The 18656-nt window shown below is 36.4% G+C and carries 15 protein-coding genes and 3 pseudogenes; 15 read left to right on the top strand and 3 right to left on the bottom strand.

The features are described from left to right. Positions 1 to 99: 99 nt before the first annotated feature. Positions 100 to 783, bottom strand: a complete 684-nt coding sequence (locus NQ560_RS05520; protein WP_040015228.1) for a Crp/Fnr family transcriptional regulator — start codon at positions 781 to 783, stop codon at positions 100 to 102. Between the two features lie 166 nt (positions 784 to 949). Here NQ560_RS05520 and NQ560_RS05525 point away from each other — a divergent pair, with 166 nt between their 5' ends. From NQ560_RS05525 to NQ560_RS05555, 8 genes and pseudogenes are all read left to right on the top strand, one after another. Then, positions 950 to 1273 carry a thioredoxin family protein gene (locus NQ560_RS05525; protein WP_005330449.1) on the top strand — a complete coding sequence of 108 codons (324 nt, stop codon included), beginning with the start codon at positions 950 to 952 and terminating at the stop codon, positions 1271 to 1273. 15 nt (positions 1274 to 1288) lie between these two features. After that, positions 1289 to 2212 carry a thioredoxin-disulfide reductase gene (gene trxB, locus NQ560_RS05530; RefSeq protein ID WP_005330451.1) on the top strand — a complete coding sequence of 308 codons (924 nt, stop codon included), beginning with the start codon at positions 1289 to 1291 and terminating at the stop codon, positions 2210 to 2212. 857 nt (positions 2213 to 3069) lie between these two features. Then, positions 3070 to 3450, top strand: coding sequence for a type II toxin-antitoxin system PemK/MazF family toxin (locus NQ560_RS05535; RefSeq protein ID WP_005330455.1), 381 nt, complete (start codon positions 3070 to 3072; stop codon positions 3448 to 3450). Beyond that, positions 3431 to 3562: pseudogene (locus NQ560_RS15750) on the top strand (DUF6870 family protein); the annotation flags it as partial. The gene NQ560_RS05535 and the pseudogene NQ560_RS15750, both read left to right, overlap by 20 nt. A gap of 45 nt (positions 3563 to 3607) precedes the next feature. Beyond that, positions 3608 to 4545, top strand: a pseudogene (locus tag NQ560_RS15755) (lysozyme family protein); the annotation flags it as partial. Positions 4546 to 4674: 129 nt separating this feature from the next. Continuing rightward, on the top strand, positions 4675 to 6786 hold the full coding sequence (locus NQ560_RS05545) for a penicillin-binding transpeptidase domain-containing protein (protein WP_005330459.1): 2112 nt from the start codon (positions 4675 to 4677) through the stop codon (positions 6784 to 6786). After that, positions 6776 to 7975, top strand: a complete 1200-nt coding sequence (locus NQ560_RS05550) for a DUF6070 family protein (RefSeq protein ID WP_233420449.1) — start codon at positions 6776 to 6778, stop codon at positions 7973 to 7975. The genes NQ560_RS05545 and NQ560_RS05550 overlap by 11 nt, the downstream gene beginning before the upstream one ends. Positions 7976 to 7983: 8 nt before the next feature. Then, positions 7984 to 9216 carry a DUF6070 family protein gene (locus NQ560_RS05555; protein ID WP_005330461.1) on the top strand — a complete coding sequence of 411 codons (1233 nt, stop codon included), beginning with the start codon at positions 7984 to 7986 and terminating at the stop codon, positions 9214 to 9216. Between the two features lie 64 nt (positions 9217 to 9280). On the opposite strand, the gene NQ560_RS05560 is transcribed toward NQ560_RS05555, so the two are convergent. After that, positions 9281 to 11080 (bottom strand): BlaR1 family beta-lactam sensor/signal transducer, encoded by a 1800-nt coding sequence (locus NQ560_RS05560; protein WP_081445644.1) that lies wholly within the window; start codon positions 11078 to 11080, stop codon positions 9281 to 9283. A gap of 18 nt (positions 11081 to 11098) precedes the next feature. Then, entirely contained in the window at positions 11099 to 11467 is a 369-nt protein-coding gene (locus NQ560_RS05565) for a BlaI/MecI/CopY family transcriptional regulator (protein ID WP_005330465.1), read from the bottom strand. A 144-nt stretch (positions 11468 to 11611) separates the two neighbouring features. On the opposite strand from NQ560_RS05565, the gene NQ560_RS05570 reads away from it, so the two are divergent. The 7 genes and pseudogenes from NQ560_RS05570 (at position 11612) to uvrB (ending at position 18357) form a co-directional block, all read left to right on the top strand. After that, complete coding sequence (locus tag NQ560_RS05570; RefSeq protein ID WP_005330467.1) at positions 11612 to 11758, top strand: hypothetical protein; 147 nt, start codon at positions 11612 to 11614, stop codon at positions 11756 to 11758. A gap of 338 nt (positions 11759 to 12096) precedes the next feature. After that, positions 12097 to 12402: pseudogene (locus NQ560_RS05575) on the top strand (DEAD/DEAH box helicase family protein); the annotation flags it as partial. Positions 12403 to 12548: 146 nt separating this feature from the next. Then, positions 12549 to 13103, top strand: coding sequence for a metallophosphoesterase (locus NQ560_RS05580; protein WP_005330472.1), 555 nt, complete (start codon positions 12549 to 12551; stop codon positions 13101 to 13103). 131 nt (positions 13104 to 13234) lie between these two features. After that, positions 13235 to 14245, top strand: a complete 1011-nt coding sequence (locus tag NQ560_RS05585; protein ID WP_005330473.1) for a virulence RhuM family protein — start codon at positions 13235 to 13237, stop codon at positions 14243 to 14245. Positions 14246 to 14389: 144 nt separating this feature from the next. Then, positions 14390 to 14971, top strand: a complete 582-nt coding sequence (locus NQ560_RS05590; RefSeq protein WP_005330474.1) for an IS110 family transposase — start codon at positions 14390 to 14392, stop codon at positions 14969 to 14971. 27 nt (positions 14972 to 14998) lie between these two features. Beyond that, on the top strand, positions 14999 to 16357 hold the full coding sequence (locus NQ560_RS05595) for a hypothetical protein (RefSeq protein ID WP_005330475.1): 1359 nt from the start codon (positions 14999 to 15001) through the stop codon (positions 16355 to 16357). 20 nt (positions 16358 to 16377) lie between these two features. After that, positions 16378 to 18357, top strand: coding sequence for an excinuclease ABC subunit UvrB (gene uvrB, locus NQ560_RS05600; RefSeq protein ID WP_005330476.1), 1980 nt, complete (start codon positions 16378 to 16380; stop codon positions 18355 to 18357). The last annotated feature ends 299 nt before the right edge of the window (positions 18358 to 18656 follow it).

The raw sequence follows: 18656 nt of genomic DNA on the forward strand, positions 1-18656 counted from the left end.
AATTTTCTCGTAATATAAAAAGATCCCCCATTTATTAGAATGACTTTCATAATTCTGATAAATGGAGGATTCTTCTTTATATGTTACAGAAAAACAATTTTATGACCTTTGGAGTGTTTCCAGTCTTTTTGGATCAAGGATTGTGATTTTGCCGCGGGAGAGTTTGACGAGACCCTCGCCTTGAAAGTATCGAAGCATTCGAGTGATAACTTCCCTGTGGGAACCAAGATGATTAGCAATCGTCTCATGAGTGATTTTCAGCTCGTTTGTTCCTTCGATAGAGGTCTCTTCTAAAAGAAATGAAGCAACACGCTTATCCAAACTCTTCCACATGATTTGTTCAATCAGCCACATGACATCAGAAAAACGGGTGGCCATTAACTCATTGGTATAGTTTGCGACGGGAGCAGATTCCTTCATAATGCCCTTATAGATTTCAGCAGGGATGATCCAAAGATCAGTATCTTTTTCTGCTTCAATGGTTACTTCAAATTGAATGGAGCGTATGATACATGAGGCGGATAAAAGACACATATCCATATCGAACAGACGGTAAAGTGTAATCTCTCGTCCTTCATCTGAAAGTATGTAAGTTCGAAGCTGCCCGGATTTAACCAGTAATAATCCAGTACAATCCAGGTTTCCATTGTGAATGATTGTCCTTTTTTTTACATACTGTGTGATTAAATTGTCTGAAATTATTTTTTTCTGTGCTGTATTTAAGTCATTCCATAGTGGAAAACAATTTTCGAAGTTCATAACCGTTATCTCCTTTACGAACATAGTATACTTGCTTTTTTTTGATGCGTCAATTATATAACTGGCATATGCCATAAATAGAAATAAAAAGAAGTGTAATAAAGTAAATTATCTTTTCTGTGATATCATCACGGAAGCAAGCACTTATTTGGGGTATATTAAGTTCAAATAGGAGAAGGAGTTGAAAAATATGACATCTATAAATATAAATAAAGAAAAGTTTGGACAATTAATTCATAAGGAAAAACCGGTTTTGGTTGATTTCTGGGCACCTTGGTGTGGTTATTGCCGTAGAATTGGAGCGGCTTATGAAAAAATAAGTGAAGAATACAGCGATATTCTTATTGCTGGAAAAGTAAATATTGATGAAGAACCACAGATTGCAGAAGCTGAAAAGATTGAGATAATTCCTACGCTGGTTTTATATCGAGATGGAAAGGCAATAGATTCTATTGTTGCACCTGAATCAAAAATAATGATAGAGAATTTTATTAATGAAGCATTGGAAAAATAAAAGGAGGACTGCTGTATGAATGAAAATCATGTTTACGATATGATTATCGTGGGGGGAGGACCTGGAGGGTATACTTCAGCATTATACGCAGCCAGAGCAGGATTTGATACAATTGTTTTAGAAAAATTATCTGCAGGTGGTCAGATGTCATTGACCTGGCAGATTGATAACTATCCTGGTTTTGAAAATGGAATTGACGGATTTTCATTGGCAGAGAAAATGCAAAAACAGGCGGAAAAATTTGGCGCTAAAAGTGAATATGCTGAAGTTTTTAATATGGATTTAACAGGAAAGCTTAAGAGAGTAGAAACTAGTTCGGGAATTTATATTGGGAAAACAGTAGTGATTGCTACTGGAGCAAATCCAAGAAAACTTGGTCTCGCTAAAGAAAAAGAATTGATAGGTCATGGGGTTGCTTATTGTGCCTCCTGTGATGGTATGTTTTATAAAGATAAGATCGTGGTGGTTGTTGGTGGGGGAAATTCTGCTGTATCAGATGCTGTTCTTTTAAGTCGAATTGCTAAGAAAGTCATCATTGTTCATCGAAGAGATACATTACGTGCAACGAAAATCTACCATGACCAGCTGATGAAAACTGAAAATATAGAGTTACGATGGAACAATACAGTAAATGAACTGATTTATGGAGAACGATTGACTGGTGTGAGGTTGAAAGATACAGTTACAGGAGAAGAAAACATTATAGAATGTGACGGCCTATTTGTGAGTATAGGAAGAAAACCGACAACAGATTTTTTAGATAATCAGATAGAACTGGATAATAAAGGATATATTGTGGCAGGTGAAAACACTGAAACGAGTATTCCGGGTGTTTATGCTGTAGGAGATGTCAGAACAAAGTTACTCCGTCAGATAGTAACAGCAGTGGCAGATGGTGCTATGGCAGTACATATGGCAGAAGAGTATGTGGAGAAATAATAATCAGAATTTGAATAGTGAACTTTTTATACTGAAATATGTACGATTCCAATAATGATATGAACTTATGGGAACATATTGCGGATATTTTGTGAACTTTATTCTGATACAATGATTATGCTGATGAAAGAAGGCATAGATAACTGAATACAATAAAGCGACGAAAGCCTCAGTAGTTAAGAAAAAACTACTGGGGATTTTTTTCGTGCCTGAATTTCTCAGCCAATAACTGCGGGCGTATCCCGGCAGGATAAAGGCGGAGCAGGCATGATCCTAAACAGAGGTCCGCCTTCTGGATTTGAAACGAGCAACAAGATTTCAAATTCAGGAGGAACGGATATGTATATTGAACACCCATATTTTTATGAAGGAAAGTATTACGCAAAGTCATTTGACTTTAGTAATTAGAGGAAGTTAAAGGACTTCCTAAAATGAACCATGATAACTGAATATCCAATAATAACTGACGTGACATTTCATGCAGAGAGCACGAGGAAGATGTCGCTATAGGATTATAAGGACGTAAGAAACTATTTAGAGTCAATAATGCTGCGAAAAAGCACTGACCAAAGCCAGTCGGCAGGCTGGTGATGCGATGACATGTGTGAGATGCGATACACTTGCAGACCCCGAGAAGTCTGTAACTGGTAAACCTATGAACTGCTGGAGCCTGAAAACGAGAGTTTCCGGGTTGTGGTCCGGAGTATGCATCCGGGCAGGTTATTATTCCCTTCCTGCATATGCGGGAGTAATGATTCGGGGTATCGAGGATAAATAGAATCGAGCGAGCACTGTTTAATAATCAAATTGGCTATAGATGCTTTACAAATAAAAATAACAGATTGGAGAGAGGACAAATGACAATCCGCAGAGGAGATATTTTATGGGCAGATCTCGGTATGTTTCCTACAACATCTGTTCAGGGTGGAGTAAGACCGGTGATCGTAGTAAGTAACAACAAAGCCAATACATACAGTTCAGTCATTACAGTAGTTCCGCTGACATCAAGAATATATAAGAAACGGTATTTGCCAACACATGTATTTATCAGTAAATATGATATGACGGGAATCCGAAAAGGAAGTTTGGCACTGGCTGAACAGGTTATGAGCATTTCCACAAAATGTATTATTGAGAAATGCGGAAGAGTAAATAAGTGGAGCCTGGATCGGGTACTGAAAGCAGTACGGATTCAGATGGGAATGGAAGGAGAAGGGCATGACTGCAGAAGAATATAGAAACTATCTGGAAACGGATTTTGGTGATGTGGATCTGAAGGAATTGAAGGATATCCGAAAAATAAGGATTGACCGGAATAAGACGAAGGAAAAAAGAATAGCTCAATATCTCAGACAGGTGGGAAATCCCTATCTTGTCTGTATAGGAAATGTAAAAGTGAAAATAAGGTTTGGTGGATTTCTATGCATGACAGGTGGGGATAATTCCAGTACGGTTTCTTCGGTTAGTGCAGAAGTAGAAGCATACGAACCACTAATCCGTCAGTATGCAAATCAATATGGCATTGGAGAGTATGTGGAACTAATCAAAGCCATTATGATGCAGGAATCAGGTGGGAGAGGACTTGACCCGATGCAGTGTTCAGAAGGGAGCTTTAATACAAAATACCCCAAACAGCCGAATGGAATCACTGATCCAGAGTATTCGATTTCTTGCGGAGTGCAGGAGTAAAAAATCCTCTGGATATGGAAAATATTAAACTGGCATTGTAAAGTTACAACTACGGAAATGGATATTTGGAATGGGCGAAAGCCAGAGGTGGATACACCCTTGCAAATGCGGCAGAATTTTCCGATATGATGGCACAGAGAATGGGGTGGAGCAGTTATGGGGACAAGCAGTATGTACCACATGTGCTTCAGTATTATACATTTGGAAGAATCCCGACAGGCATCGGCAATCAGGCAATCGTTCAGGTGGCAGCATCGCAGGAAGGAAAAGGCGGAACAACCTACTGGAGTTGGTATGGATTTGGAAACCGGGTAGAGTGGTGTGCCTGCTTTGTGTCATGGTGTGCAGACCAGAGTGGTTATATCCAGAGTGGAGTCATTCCGAAATTTTCTCTTTGTTCGGACGGTGTGAAGTGGTTTGAAAGTAAAGGCAGGTTCCGTGACGGAAGTTATACCCCGGTGGCAGGAGATATTATTTTCTTTGACTGGGGAAATAATGGAACGATTGACCACGTTGGAATTGTAGAGAGTGTCAGCGGTGGAACCGTCAATACCATAGAAGGCAACAGTGGGGATAAAGTGGCAAGACGGAGTTACCGTATCGGAAGCAGTAACATTTATGGATACGGTGTCCTGGCATATTAAAAGGCAGGAGAAAAAGTGTGATAGTCTAATGGTGAATCTGGAGTATACAATTCCTGAAAATAGACTTGACTTTCAAATATTACAAGCGTAAGATTTAAGAAACAAAAAAATTAGAAGAAAGGAATATCTATGAAAAGAAGACGAAAAAAGCAAAATATCCAAAAATCTTACGTTTGTAAGATTTTTGGGCTGATAGTAGCTATAACAGTAATTGCTGTTTCAGGAGGTGTTTTATTAAAAAGGACGATAACGGAATCACCAGAAGACACACTTGTGGAATATATGAACCATATTGAAAAAAAGGAATATGAAGTAATGTATACTATGATAGATTCAGATGAAAAAGTTTATCTGACAAAAGAAGAATACATACAACGAAATTCTAAGATATACGAAGGAATAGAGGTCAGTGACATTAAAATCAGTCATATAGCTGTGAAAGAGAAAAAAGCAGATACAGTTACGCTTTCGTATGAAACATCATGTAATACAATTGCCGGAACAATACAATTTGACAATATGGCGGAACTGAAGAAGACGAAACAGGGATATAAATTAGTATGGCAGGATAGCCTGATTTTTCCAGATTTAGAGAGTGATGATAAAATAAGTGTTACTACATCAAAAGCGGAGAGAGGAGAAATATTAGACCGAGATGGTAAAATGCTTGCAGGAAAAGGAGTAGCAACATCAGTTGGCATTATACCGGGAAAGCTGGAAGACAGGAATGTATCTATTGAAAAAATAGCGGAGTTATTAGAGATAGATGTAGAAACAATAAATAACAAACTCACAGCAAAGTGGGTAAAAGAGGATTCTTTTGTACCAATTGAAACTATTCCGAAAGTAGAAGAAATAGATTTAATGAAAATACAGCCAGAAGAAAAGACACTTGAGGAGCAGGATTGTCAGAATAAACTTTTGGAAATTCCAGGGGTTATGCTATCAGATGTGGAAGTTAGAACCTATGAGTTAGGGGAGACAGCAGCTCATTTAATTGGTTATGTACAGTCTGTAACAGCAGAAGATTTGGAAAATCATCCAGGGGAAGGATATTCAGCAGAAAGTGTAATCGGAAGATCTGGGGTGGAAAAGTTATACGAAAAGCAATTAAAAGGAAAAGATGGTTGTGATATAAAGATTTTGGATAGTGATGGGGAAGTAAAAGAGGTTCTTGCAAGTATTTTTAAAGAAGATGGTATGGATATAAGATTAACGATAGATTCCGATTTGCAAAAATCATTATACGAGCAGTTTAAAGAAGATCCGGGGTGTTCTGTCGCAATGAATCCTTATACGGGAGAAGTATTGGCTTTGGTAAGTACCCCATCTTATGATAATAATGAATTTATACGGGGCATATCATCAGAGAAATGGACATCATTAAACGAAGATGAAAAGAAACCATTATATAATCGTTTTCGTCAAGTATGGTGTCCTGGCTCAACATTTAAACCAGTTGTGGCAGGAATTGGGTTGAAAACGGGAAGCTTAGATCCAAAAGAAGATTTTGGAAATGCAGGTTTGGCATGGCAGAAAGATTCGTCTTGGGGATCTTATCAAGTGACAACACTTCATGAATATGAACCGGTTATTATGAAAAATGCAATTATCTATTCTGATAATATTTATTTTGCAAAGGCAGCTCTTAAAATTGGTAGTGAGAATTTTATGAATACTTTAAATGAAATAGGATTTAATCAGAATATGCCGTTTGAGATTGCGATGCAGGAATCAACATATTCCAATACAGATAAAATAGAAACAGAAATACAATTGGCAGATAGTGGTTATGGGCAAGGGCAGATTCTTGTAAATCCATTACATCTGGCAAGTATTTATACTTCATTTTTAAATGAAGGGAATATGATAAAACCGTATTTGAAATACAAAGAAGAAGCATCCGGTGAAACATGGATAGAAAATGCGTTTAGCAAAGAAAATGTAGAAGAAATTATGCAAGGGGTGGAAGGTGTTGTAAATGATCCGGAAGGAACCGGATATGCTGCACATCGTGACGATATTTTGCTGGCTGGAAAAACAGGGACAGCCGAGTTGAAGGCAACGAAAGAAGATACTTCTGGCAAAGAAATCGGGTGGTTTTCGGTGTTTACGGTAGATAAAAGCGTGGACAAACCAATTCTTCTTATCAGTATGGTTGAGAATGTGAAAGGAATCGGTGGAAGTGGTTATGTTGTTAAAAAGGATGCAACCGTATTGGAGGAATATTTTGAAAAATAAAAAATTTTTTATGGGGAATTATTACATATGTAAGAAAATTGCGATGATATTGATAGTTCTTATTGTTTTTACAGGGTGCGGCCAAAATCGAATTACGGAAAAAGAAGAAAAGAAAGAAACCGTAGAATCTGAAATGAATGCAGAAGTAAAAAAAACAGCGCAAACTTTTCGGCCTGTTTATATGAAGGAGAAGTCGGAGTTAAATACATTAAAGGCGAAAAGAAAAATTATCAATTGTCTGGAAGAGAAAGGATATGCGGCAGTAGATTGTGATAATCAGATTGATATGGTCAATCGTGAAAAAGTAGAAGAATTTTGCAAGGCAGCGGAGAAAGAAGAACAGGCAGCAGTTGATATTGTTGTTGTATTTGATGAAGGGGAAATTATACAATATCATTTAGAGTCAATGAATGGAAAGATAAATGTTCGATTATGTCAGGTTAAATGGAAGGATAATAGTCCACAGGCTAATTATTATGATAAATATGAAGCATATGAGTGGAAATATACAGAAAAAGGATACTTGTTTCTGGAGGAATATCACCCACCGGGATTTGATGGAGCACCGGGTGAAACTGGATTCAGAGTGCAGCCATTAGATAAAACATGCCGGGAATTGAATCGAAAATATGTTATGCCGTTGGGGTATGCACTTAATAATCTGTTGATTACAAATTGGGATAACCAGAATTATACGGAACTTGATTTTTATGATCTTTATGAAAAAATGTATTATATGAAATATGGAAAGCAAGTTCCATATGAAGCAAATTATGGTGGAGCAGAATATGAAGTTCCAGAAGATGAGTTTGAAGAGGTTATAAAGACCTATTTACCATTTAGTAATACCGAGATTGAAAAGGGAACTTTTTATAACTCTGATAATAAAACTTTTAGATACAGACCGCGAGGGTTATATGATTGTGAATTCCCATATGAGCCATATCCGGAAGTTATCTCATATGAAAAATTACAAGATGGAACATTAAAACTTACGATAGAAGCAGTATGGGAAATCAGAATGTTAGATCAGGCAATCACCAGTGAATTGATGATAAAACCTATGGAAGACGGAAGTTTCCAGTATTTATCAAATAAGGTAATTAGTTCAGATCAAAATGCAAATGCAGGGTGGTATATGCCAAGGTTAACAGAAGAAGAGTGGGAAGAGAATTACAGTAATAATTAGGGGGCAATATGAAAAGAAAAAGTATTTTGTTAGTACTTTGTATAGGAATGATTCTGACTTCCTGTGAAAGTAAGATATCGTTAAACAGCACAGATGTAAAAAATGAGAAGAATCAAAAAAACACTACCATGGAAAATCCGGATAAGGGATATAATCTACCAATCGATGAAGACAAGAAAAAGGAAGTTGTGAACGATTGTGAAGAAATTATGGGCATTATCCGAGATATTTATTCTGAATATAATGGAATACAAGAAGCAGATCAGAACACTGCTGAGCAAATGATGAATCGGATGAAAGAAATTATCAAACAAAATGGGAATCCGGTCATTGGTTCCGATCATTATTCTGTTATGGATAATTATCAGAAGATGGAACAATTTTTAAAATCTGCAGAACAAGAAGAAAAAGGAAGTGTAATTTTATATGAAGCAGATACAGATGGTGGAATTACCAGAAAAGAATATAGTTATGATGGAAAAGAAATGAGTGTGATGTCCGCAAAAATGATCTGGAGTGAGGATACAGAGCCTGTACTTACATACATATCGCTATCAAAAATAAAAGAATGGGCATATACTGAAAATGGGAATTTCTGTTATGAATTATGCGTACCTGAACCACCGGAAGTGACAGAGATTGTAGATGGAAGTTGTATTATCCGGGTAAAGCCTTTGAGTGAGGAGTGTCGGGAATATTCAAAAAAATATGTGAGTACGTTCGGCTATCAGGGAAACAATCTGTTATGTTCAAACTGGAATGCGGAGGATATGCAGGGGTTGGATTATAATGGACTTTATGAATATTTTTATCAAATGAAATATGGAGAAAAATTTACTGCAGAAAAAGAGGTTGTGGGAATTCCAGCAGAAGAGTTCGAAAATGTAATTATGACATATCTTCCTGTTACAAAAGAAGAATTGAAAGAATGGGCGGTCTACGATGAACAAAGTAGTATGTTTATCTGGGAACGATTGGGATGTGGTAATTATTCACCAACACATTTTGGATTGTCTTTACCGGAAGTAACAGAAGTCAGGCACAATGAAGATGGAAGCATTGTTTTGACAATTCATGCAGTATGTGATTCTGTTGTATGTAATGATGTTGTTATTACACACGAACTTACGATGAAAATTCAGGATGATGGAACGATTCAGTATGTTGGAAACAGGATTTTAGATAATGGTATTGATAATATACCGAGGTATCAGTACCGGTTAGGCAATTTACAGAATTAATCAGTAGAGAAGAATGAAATAAAGAGAACTGATAACGGGAAATTATGCTATCAGTTCTCTTTATTTATTTCCAAATACCAAGATTAGAAAGTACAGATTCTGTTATTTCGGTAGCCTGACTTCCAGTTGCACTAGAAGAGGATTGAATATTTGTTGCGAAGTAGTAAGTATTATTCGCTGTTTCAATGTATCCGATAAACCAGCCATTGACATCTTTACCATTGACACGCCCGGTTCCTGTTTTCCCGTAAAGAGAACCGGAAGAAGTAGTGGAAAGCAGCAGGGCTTTTTTTACTGCCTGGATATTTTTACTGTCAAAATGAAAATTATTTTGATAGAAATCCTGTAACAATTCCACCTGTTCTATGGGGGATATCTTCAGAGAGAAATCTGTCCAATAGAGATTTAGATTTGTTCCAGTATTCTGATTCCCATAGTTTATTGTCTGTAAAAATGTTCTTACGGCTTCAAAACCTGCCTGTGAATCAATTGCCTGAAAATACCAGTTTACGGAATTATGTATAGCCGAGGTTAAATCTTGATCGGCTTCCCATGAATGAAAAGGATATGGTTCTCCATTCCATGTGAAAGTGGAATGTTCTGGTGTAATAATTCCAGATTCCAAGCCAAGTAATGCATCATATATTTTATAAGTCGAATTCGGTGATACACGTGTGGAAGCATGCTCCATATTATAAATATTCCATTTATCAGCAGACTGATCATATAAAACAAAACTTCCGGTGTAGTCCCCAAAATTGGAAGAAAGATTTAGCTGAGTAATATTCTTTTCGGTTGTGTCAAAATGATAGCCAGTCTGATCAGAAGCATAAACAGAAAGTATGGGAATGCATCCAATGATGATAGTAGAGACGAATATGCATATAAGATATCCACGAATTTTTTGTTTAAAAGTAGGTTGGTGGAATGATGCAATATTTAAAATGCGTCCTTTTAACTGTTTTATATTTCCACTAATTCCCATAGTAAGAGGGAATGGAGACAGAGCTATTGTTTCGGCAAAGTTAATCAGTGTATTTCCATATGACTTGTATTCTGTTTCTTTCAATAATTGTAATACAGCACTGTCGCAGGCAAGTTCCCGTTCCTGCCGTATTCTTTTTAGAAAATACCAGATTAGGGGATTGAACCAGTAGAAAACATTTACTGTATTTATCAAATATCCAATTAGAATATCTTTATGCTTGTAGTGCTGCAGTTCATGAAGAAGCATATATCGAATATCAGTTGCGCTTATAGTTCCAGCGTTAAAATCTGAAATCAAGTGAATTGGAAGATAAATGCGAGGATGCAGGAAACCAGCCAAAACAGGAGATTTCAAAAATGCTGTACTATAAATCGGAATGGTATGCTTGCTGTTCACTTCGTTTAAACATTCTATATAAAGAACGTTTAGTTCTTCATTTTGAAGAGGTAAAGCAGAACTATGTAAGGCTTTTACTTGTTTTACTGAGCGGTAGAGAAGAAAAAACATTATGAATATACCGATACTCCAGAAAAATACAAGTAATGTGTGAATAAAAGTTGGTATTTGGGTGCTGACAGAGACAGCAAAATCATTTATTTTATCCAAATTATAACCATTACCAGAAAGAAAAGTGGTTTGAATGTCACCATTGGTACTTGAACGGGCTGTCAGCAAATGGCTCCACGATATAGAAGATGGGGCAGAGTTTATCGGTAAAAAGGGAACAATTAGAACGGCAAGAAATATAATCGAAAGATTATATTGCATACGTGCGGATAATTGCCTTTGCAATAAATTTTTTAATCCCAGTAAACTACCTAAAAAAATACAAATGATGGCATTACAGAGTAAAAATCGAAAACTAAAATATATCAAAATATGCTCCTCCCATGGTTAATGATTGGAAAGAAGATTCCGTAAGCTGGCAATGTCTTCTTCAGACAATTTATCATCCTCAATGTAAGAGGCAAGCATAGAAGTGATATTACCATTATAATATCGCTTTAAAAAAGAATTACTTTCCTGCCGAATATATTCGTCTTCCTTGACCAATGGAGTATAGACAAAAACCCGGCTTTGTTTTTCATAGGTTAGTGCTTTTTTAGAAACGAGACGTTTAATCAATGTCTGAATTGTTTTAGGACTCCAACGGGAAATTTGTGTTAATTTTTCAGTAATTTCATTGGTGCTGATTGGTGCGTATTTCCAAACGATTTTCATAACTTCAAATTCAGCTTCTGAAATTTGAGGCAGATTGCTCATGTGATATTCCTCCAAATCTTACGTTTGTAATAAAAATATTATATATCTTAAAAGGTTATTCTGTCAACGAAATAGGGTACTTGATTACGGAGCATTAAAAATAAATGCGGAATATCGTTCTGTAGAAAGTAATGGTGAGCTGGTTTGCAGGAAATCATAGAAGACTGTCTGGATGTATTGGAACCATTTATTGAAGAAGTTATTCCAAAAGAGCGGAAAGATCAGTATTATGATTATTCAGAAGTGATTGAAATAGACTTAATCCTGGAGGAATATTTCCACGCAGCATGATAAAAAATAGAATAGTAGTGATAGAAAAAAGTATAAATAAGAATCGAACATTTGTACTTTTTTCTTGCGTTAATCTATATACTTTCAAAAATTTATTTGATATAATAGGGACTGTTACAAGAACAAACAGTAAAAATATGACAGGACCGGAGGTTAGTATTTTCAGTATTTCCGAGTGCTGTTTTATCCGCAAATATTAGTTTTGTGACTTTTATTCGTAACGAGGTGAGAAACACATCTATTCACTATAAAAATGAGCTTTTCGTTACGAATCTGGATACGAATTTTTGGCTGATATTGGTTGTACTAAAAGTTACAAATGGAGGAATTTACCATGAATGCAGAAAAAGGACATTCGCAATCCGCTGACAATAGCCAGCTACTTGCTCATAAAAGCCCCATATAAGCCAACCGGAGACCAGCCACAGGCGATTGCAGAGCTTGTGAAAGGGTTCAAGGAAGGCAATCAATGCCAGACTTTACTAGGGGTTACGGGTTCTGGAAAGACTTTTACGATGGCAAATGTGATTCAGCAATTACAGAAGCCGACGCTTGTCATCGCTCATAATAAGACGTTAGCAGCTCAGTTGTACGGAGAATTCAAGGAGATGTTCCCTGACAACGCAGTGGAATATTTTGTGTCCTAGTCTGTCTGAGTGTGAAAAAGCTTGATGTTTGGTACTTTTTTGTGTTGTTTGGTACGGATTTTGCGGACGAAATAGCAGGTTACGGACTAGATGATACTAGGTGAACAAATGGAATTTGTGACTTTTTGCAGGAAAAATTCGTAATGGAGAAAGAGGACGATAACATGATTTACTTTACAAGTGATTTGCATTTAGGGCATCGTGGAATTATAGAAATGCAAAATCGCCCTTTTGAAAATATTCAGGAGATGAATCAGGTTTTGATTCGAAATTATAATGCCGTAGTACATAAAAATGATACAGTATATATTCTTGGAGACATCAGTCATCATCTACCGAGGGATAGAGCAAATGAATTGATTAGCAAGCTGAACGGAAAGAAGATTCTGGTTAAAGGAAATCATGACAAGAAATATGATACTGAATTATTTGAGGAGATTTGTGATTTCAAAACAGTGTCATTAAATGGAGTGTATTTTGCATTAATGCACTATCCAATGTTGTCATGGCCGAAGAAGAACAGTGGAAGCATTCAGTTGCATGGACATATACATGCACGTGAGGAATATAATTTGCAGAATAAAGTAGATGGAATTACAAGGTATGATGTAGGTGTGGATGCTAATTGTTATTATCCCGTGTCAGTAAAACAGATTATAAAGTTTTTTGAGAACAATGAAGGAAAATGCAAATTGTGAACTGTTTAGGCAAAATTTGCCTAAACTGCGTCAATTAGGGAAATTGAATTCCCCAATTGAGAAAAACGTAATTATTACAGTTGATCTGAATTAGTGATATTAGATAAGCTTGAAAAGAATAGAAAGGATAGATGTACATGATTCAAGAACATGAAATTGTTTTGTATCAAGTGGAGGATACTAATATATGTGTTAATGTTGTTTTTAAAGATGAGACATTCTGGATGACGCAAAAGGCAATGGCAGAATTATTTGATGTCAATGTACCGGCGATTTCAAAACATTTATCTAATATATTTGAGGAAGGAGAACTTTTTAAAGAGGCAACTGTTTCCAAAATGGAAATAGTTCAAATGGAAGGAAATAGAAAGGTCAAGCGAGAACCGGAATTTTATAATCTAGATGCAATTATAGCGGTCGGATATCGGGTTAATTCTAAGAAAGCTACAAGGTTTCGTCAATGGGCAACAAAAACATTAAAGGAATATATTACTAAAGGATTTGTTCTTAATGATGATATGCTTAAAAATGGTAAGCCGTTTGGAAAAGATTATTTTGATGAATTATTGGAACGTATTCGTGAAATACGAGCCAGTGAACGGAGAGCATATCAAAAAATTACAGATGTATTTGAACAGTGTAGTTATGATTATGATAAAAATAGCGATATCACAAAAGCTTTTTATGCTTTTGTTCAAAATAAGCTTCATTTTGCAGTTACCGGAAAGACAGCGGCAGAATTAGTTTATGAACGAGTAAATGCTGAGAAACCTGCTATGGGACTTACTACGTGGAAAGATGCTCCGGATGGTAAAATTTTGAAAAGAGATATTAGTGTTGCAAAGAATTACCTAAATGAAAAAGAATTATCACGCTTAAATAGGCTTGTTACAATGTTTATTGATTATGCAGAGTTGATGGCTGAAGATGAAGTATTGATGAGTATGCAAGATTGGGTAGAGCAGACAAATCAATTTTTAAGAAATAACAGAAGAGAGGTACTTGAAGGTAAGGGGAAAGTATCACATGATATGGCTATGAAAAAGGCGGAGAAAGAATATGAGATATTTCGGGTAAAGCAAGATCAGGAGTATGTTTCTGAGTTTGATAGAGAAGTGGAAAGATATCTTAAGGGAGAATAAGTAAACGTGAGAAAGAAAAAGCCTTAGACTTTTTATAAGCATTCCTATAGAACATGAAATTTGACAATTAAAAAAATCTCCCAGTATGATGTAAGAAAGTTTGGCGACTTTTAAATACATCAAAACAAAGGAGATTTTTAACAAATGAAAAAGAAAAACCATTCCAACGAAAAACTTGCAGCAATTACATTTAAAACTTTAATTGTCGGAGTTGATATTGCAAAGCATAACCAGTGGGCGAGATTTGTAGACTGCCGTGGTATCGAGCATAACAAGGCTCTTAAATTTGAAAATAACAGAAACGGTTTCAATGCAATCTTAACAAGGATTTATGAAATCTGCAAGAATGAAGATTTTAACAAGGTTATTGTGGGGATAGAACCGACCGGTCATTACTGGAAGGCATTTGCAAATTTCCTGTTGAAGCAGGCAAAAATTACAGTTGTGCTGGTAAATCCGTATCATACCAAAAAGGCAAAGGAATTGGATGATAATAGTCAGACAAAATCAGATAAAAAGGATGCACTGACTATAGCAAGACTGGTGAAAGACGGACGATATTTTGAAACATATTTGCCACATGATGTTTATGCAGAACTGCGTGGTTTGACAACAACCAGGCATAACATGAATAAGAGAAAAACAATTTCTCCTGTGGAAGACGCTTATATAGAGACTATTAAAGATGCAAATAAAAATGCAAAACAGGGTACTAGAAGAAAATAAATAAAATTTTAGATATACGGAGGAAAGATGGATTTATCAGGAATTTTTCAAAATAATATAGTTATAGTGTATTTTTTTATGTGCTTAGGACTATTTATGCATGACAAAATGAGAGAATGTCAAAAAATAGCGATATTGTATTTAGTCTCTTTTGTGGCATGTATATTACGAATAATACCGATAGTCCAAATGACAGTTGCTGTGATAGTGATTCAATTTATCTATTCTGAATATTTATCAGAAGATAGTATGAAAACAAAAATTATAACAAAAGTACGATATAAAATATTAGATTATATATTTCAGTTTTTTATAAATTATGCTACATGGATGTTTGTAATAGCTCTTGTTTTGTGTTCAAATCGTATAGGGAATAAAGCAGGAAAGTATAAGTATATATTATTGATGATGGCAGCTGTTCTAATTTTTTTATTGATTCAATATATAGTATCAAAGAAATTTGAAATTAAGAGTGTTGATAAAATTTATAATTATTTTGAGAAATATCCGATTAACTTTATGCCATCTAGTATACAGGAAGAAAAATTTACTATTCTTTCAAATATGGAAGATAAAAGTTTTTTTGAACGAAAAAATACATATAATATTTTTTCACTAGAATTTTTGAAATATAAATTAGAGCAAAGTCTTGGTAAAAAGGCAAAAAAGAAGGATCAGATAATTTTATTAAAATCGTACATTAAAAAATCTAAAAATATTAGAGGGTACTCAACTATTGAAATGCAATTATTGAGAACAATTGCATTAGAGAGTGGATATACTTGTGTTATAAGAAGAAAAATATTTGAATTTTTTTATTCAAAAATTATTTTTTCGAGCTTAAAACAATATTATCGAGCACATCAGGTGGTTAACTGGTGGGATTTTAAGAAGTACATTATATGGTTATATTACCAGTGTGTTCCGATTAATGTTAATGGGAAACAATATGATTCTATTAAGTCGTTTATAAATATAAAATCAGTAGAAAATTGGCCGTTGGAAAAAATGTTTGTAGCTATTTTGGCATTAAGTGGAAAATGTGTAAATGAGAAAACATTAGAAATTTATGCGGACACAATTACTGAATATGACTTGAATATCGCTGTTATAGAATATTTGGCTTCTAATAAAGATGTACATATTTGTGATTTTGAAATAGAAAGGGAATCTATCATAAAAATAGAAAATAAAAAGGATGTAGAAGAAATTTTAGAGGGGAAAATAGAAAACATTGAAAAAATGAAATGTAAAGTTGTAGATGACTTTGTTAAAATAACTATGTATTGTTCAGGGAAAATTAACTTAAAAGAAATTAGAGAGCAGCTAGGACATGCGTTACAAATAAATAGTGATAAGATAATAACGTTAAGTGAAGAGTTATAGAATTCATAAAGGAGACTCACATGGATCATTTTAATTTAGTATCAGAATATTCCCCAACCGGCGACCAGCCTCAGGCCATTGAGCAATTGGTTCAGGGCTTCAAAGAAGGCAACCAGTGTCAGACACTGCTTGGTGTCACCGGTTCGGGTAAAACATTTACGATGGCGAATGTCATTGCACAATTAAATAGACCAACGCTTATCATAGCGCATAATAAGACTTTAGCAGCTCAATTGTATGGCGAGTTTAAGGAGTTCTTTCCAGACAACGCAGTCGAATATTTTGTCTCCTACTACGATTACTATCAGCCGGAGGCTTATGTCCCATCTTCTGACACCTACATTGCGAAGGATTCTTCTGTCAATGAAGAGATTGATAAGCTGAGATTATCTGCGACAGCAGCATTGATCGAGCGGAGGGACGTAATTGTAGTTGCCAGCGTTTCCTGCATCTATGGTCTTGGTGAACCGGAAAACTTTGAGCAGATGATGGTATCGCTCCGCCCGGGGATGGAGAAGGACAGAGATGAAGTGTTACGCCAGCTGATAGATATTCAATATGACAGAAATGATATGGATTTCAAGCGGGGAACATTCCGGGTGCGCGGAGATACGATAGAAGTCGTACCGGCAGACCGTGGCGATACAGCTATCAGAGTTGAATTTTTCGGAGATGAGATTGACCGGATTTCGGAGATAGACATGCTTACCGGAGAGATTAAAAATACGCTGAATCATATTGCGATATTTCCGGCATCCCATTACGTTGTACCGAAGGAGCGTATGGAAAAAGCAATTAAAAATATTGAGATTGAACTGGAAGAACAGGTGAAATATTTCAAAGGTGAAGATAAACTTCTGGAAGCCCAGAGAATTGCGGAGCGAACGAATTTTGATATAGAAATGATGCGAGAGACAGGTTTCTGTTCAGGAATTGAGAACTACTCCAGACATCTGGCAGGGCTTGCGCCGGGGCAGCCGCCCAATACTTTGATTGATTATTTCCCGGACGATTTTATTATGATGATTGACGAGTCTCATAAGACGGTTCCACAGATTGGCGGTATGTACCACGGAGATCAGTCCAGAAAGAGAACGCTGGTGGACTATGGATTTCGGCTGCCGTCTGCGCTGGATAACCGTCCGCTTAGTTTTGAAGAATTTGAAAGTAAGATCGATCAGGTACTGTTCGTGTCTGCGACACCTGGACAATATGAGGAAGAGCATGAACTTTTACGTGCACAGCAGGTGATCCGTCCGACAGGACTTCTGGATCCTGAAATCGAGGTGCGCCCGGTTGAGGGACAGATTGACGACTTGATTGGTGAGGTGAAGAAGGAGATTGCAGGAAAACATAAGATTTTGATCACTACATTGACAAAACGAATGGCCGAAGATCTGACCGATTATATGCGGGAACTTGGTATTCGTGTCCGTTATCTGCATTCGGATATTGATACGCTGGAGCGGACAGAAATCGTGCGGGATATGCGTCTCGATGTTTTTGATGTTCTGGTCGGAATCAATCTTCTGCGAGAAGGTCTGGATATTCCGGAGATCACGCTTGTGGCGATTCTGGACGCGGATAAAGAGGGATTCCTGCGTTCGGAGACATCTCTTGTGCAGACAATCGGACGTGCAGCACGTAATGCAGAAGGTCATGTTATCATGTATGCAGATAATATGACAGATTCCATGAAGAATGCGATTGAAGAGACGAAGCGTCGCCGCAAGATCCAGATGGCATATAATGAGGAACATGGTATTACGCCAACTACGATTCAGAAGAGTGTCCGGGATCTGATTAGCATTTCCAAGAAAGTTGCTGCCACAGAACTTCAGATGGACAAAGATCCGGAATCTATGAGTGAGAAGGAGCTTTTGAAGTTGATTGCCGATGTGACAAAGCAGATGAAGAAGGCAGCAGCAGAGTTGAACTTCGAAGCAGCAGCAGAGCTGCGCGATAAGCTGATTGAGCTGAAGAAGATGCTTAAAGAGTAGTAAAGGTCATTCCACCATTGAGTAAGCATAGGAAGTTTCGAATCTTTTGAACCTGTTATCGTAACAGTTCAGAACCCCACCACACAAATTCGCAAAACCGCACGATACTCGTGCTTTCCCGCTGTTATGCAGCTAATTTTGCTCATATGTGGGGTGGTAACTCTATTCGAGTCACCTTGAAATAAGAAAAACTGCTACTTACATGCAAGCATGACGTATCAATTTTTCTTATTTCAAGGGGTTCTGAATAGTTACCTGTTATCAATAAATGAACAGAATAAATAATAAAAGGGAATTTT

Source organism: Dorea formicigenerans (assembly GCF_025150245.1).
Taxonomy (GTDB): Bacteria; Bacillota; Clostridia; order Lachnospirales; family Lachnospiraceae; genus Dorea; species Dorea formicigenerans.

Excerpts from the sequence above, each read along its gene's own strand:
- NQ560_RS05520 (WP_040015228.1), bottom strand. The coding sequence starts at position 783 with ATGTTCGTAAAGGAGATAACGGTTATGAACTTCGAAAATTGTTTTCCA.
- NQ560_RS05525 (WP_005330449.1), top strand. The coding sequence starts at position 950 with ATGACATCTATAAATATAAATAAAGAAAAGTTTGGACAATTAATTCAT.
- trxB (WP_005330451.1), top strand. The coding sequence starts at position 1,289 with ATGAATGAAAATCATGTTTACGATATGATTATCGTGGGGGGAGGACCT.
- NQ560_RS05535 (WP_005330455.1), top strand. The coding sequence starts at position 3,070 with ATGACAATCCGCAGAGGAGATATTTTATGGGCAGATCTCGGTATGTTT.
- NQ560_RS05545 (WP_005330459.1), top strand. The coding sequence starts at position 4,675 with ATGAAAAGAAGACGAAAAAAGCAAAATATCCAAAAATCTTACGTTTGT.
- NQ560_RS05555 (WP_005330461.1), top strand. The coding sequence starts at position 7,984 with ATGAAAAGAAAAAGTATTTTGTTAGTACTTTGTATAGGAATGATTCTG.
- NQ560_RS05565 (WP_005330465.1), bottom strand. The coding sequence starts at position 11,467 with ATGAGCAATCTGCCTCAAATTTCAGAAGCTGAATTTGAAGTTATGAAA.
- NQ560_RS05580 (WP_005330472.1), top strand. The coding sequence starts at position 12,549 with ATGGAGAAAGAGGACGATAACATGATTTACTTTACAAGTGATTTGCAT.
- NQ560_RS05585 (WP_005330473.1), top strand. The coding sequence starts at position 13,235 with ATGTACATGATTCAAGAACATGAAATTGTTTTGTATCAAGTGGAGGAT.
- NQ560_RS05590 (WP_005330474.1), top strand. The coding sequence starts at position 14,390 with ATGAAAAAGAAAAACCATTCCAACGAAAAACTTGCAGCAATTACATTT.
- NQ560_RS05595 (WP_005330475.1), top strand. The coding sequence starts at position 14,999 with ATGGATTTATCAGGAATTTTTCAAAATAATATAGTTATAGTGTATTTT.
- uvrB (WP_005330476.1), top strand. The coding sequence starts at position 16,378 with ATGGATCATTTTAATTTAGTATCAGAATATTCCCCAACCGGCGACCAG.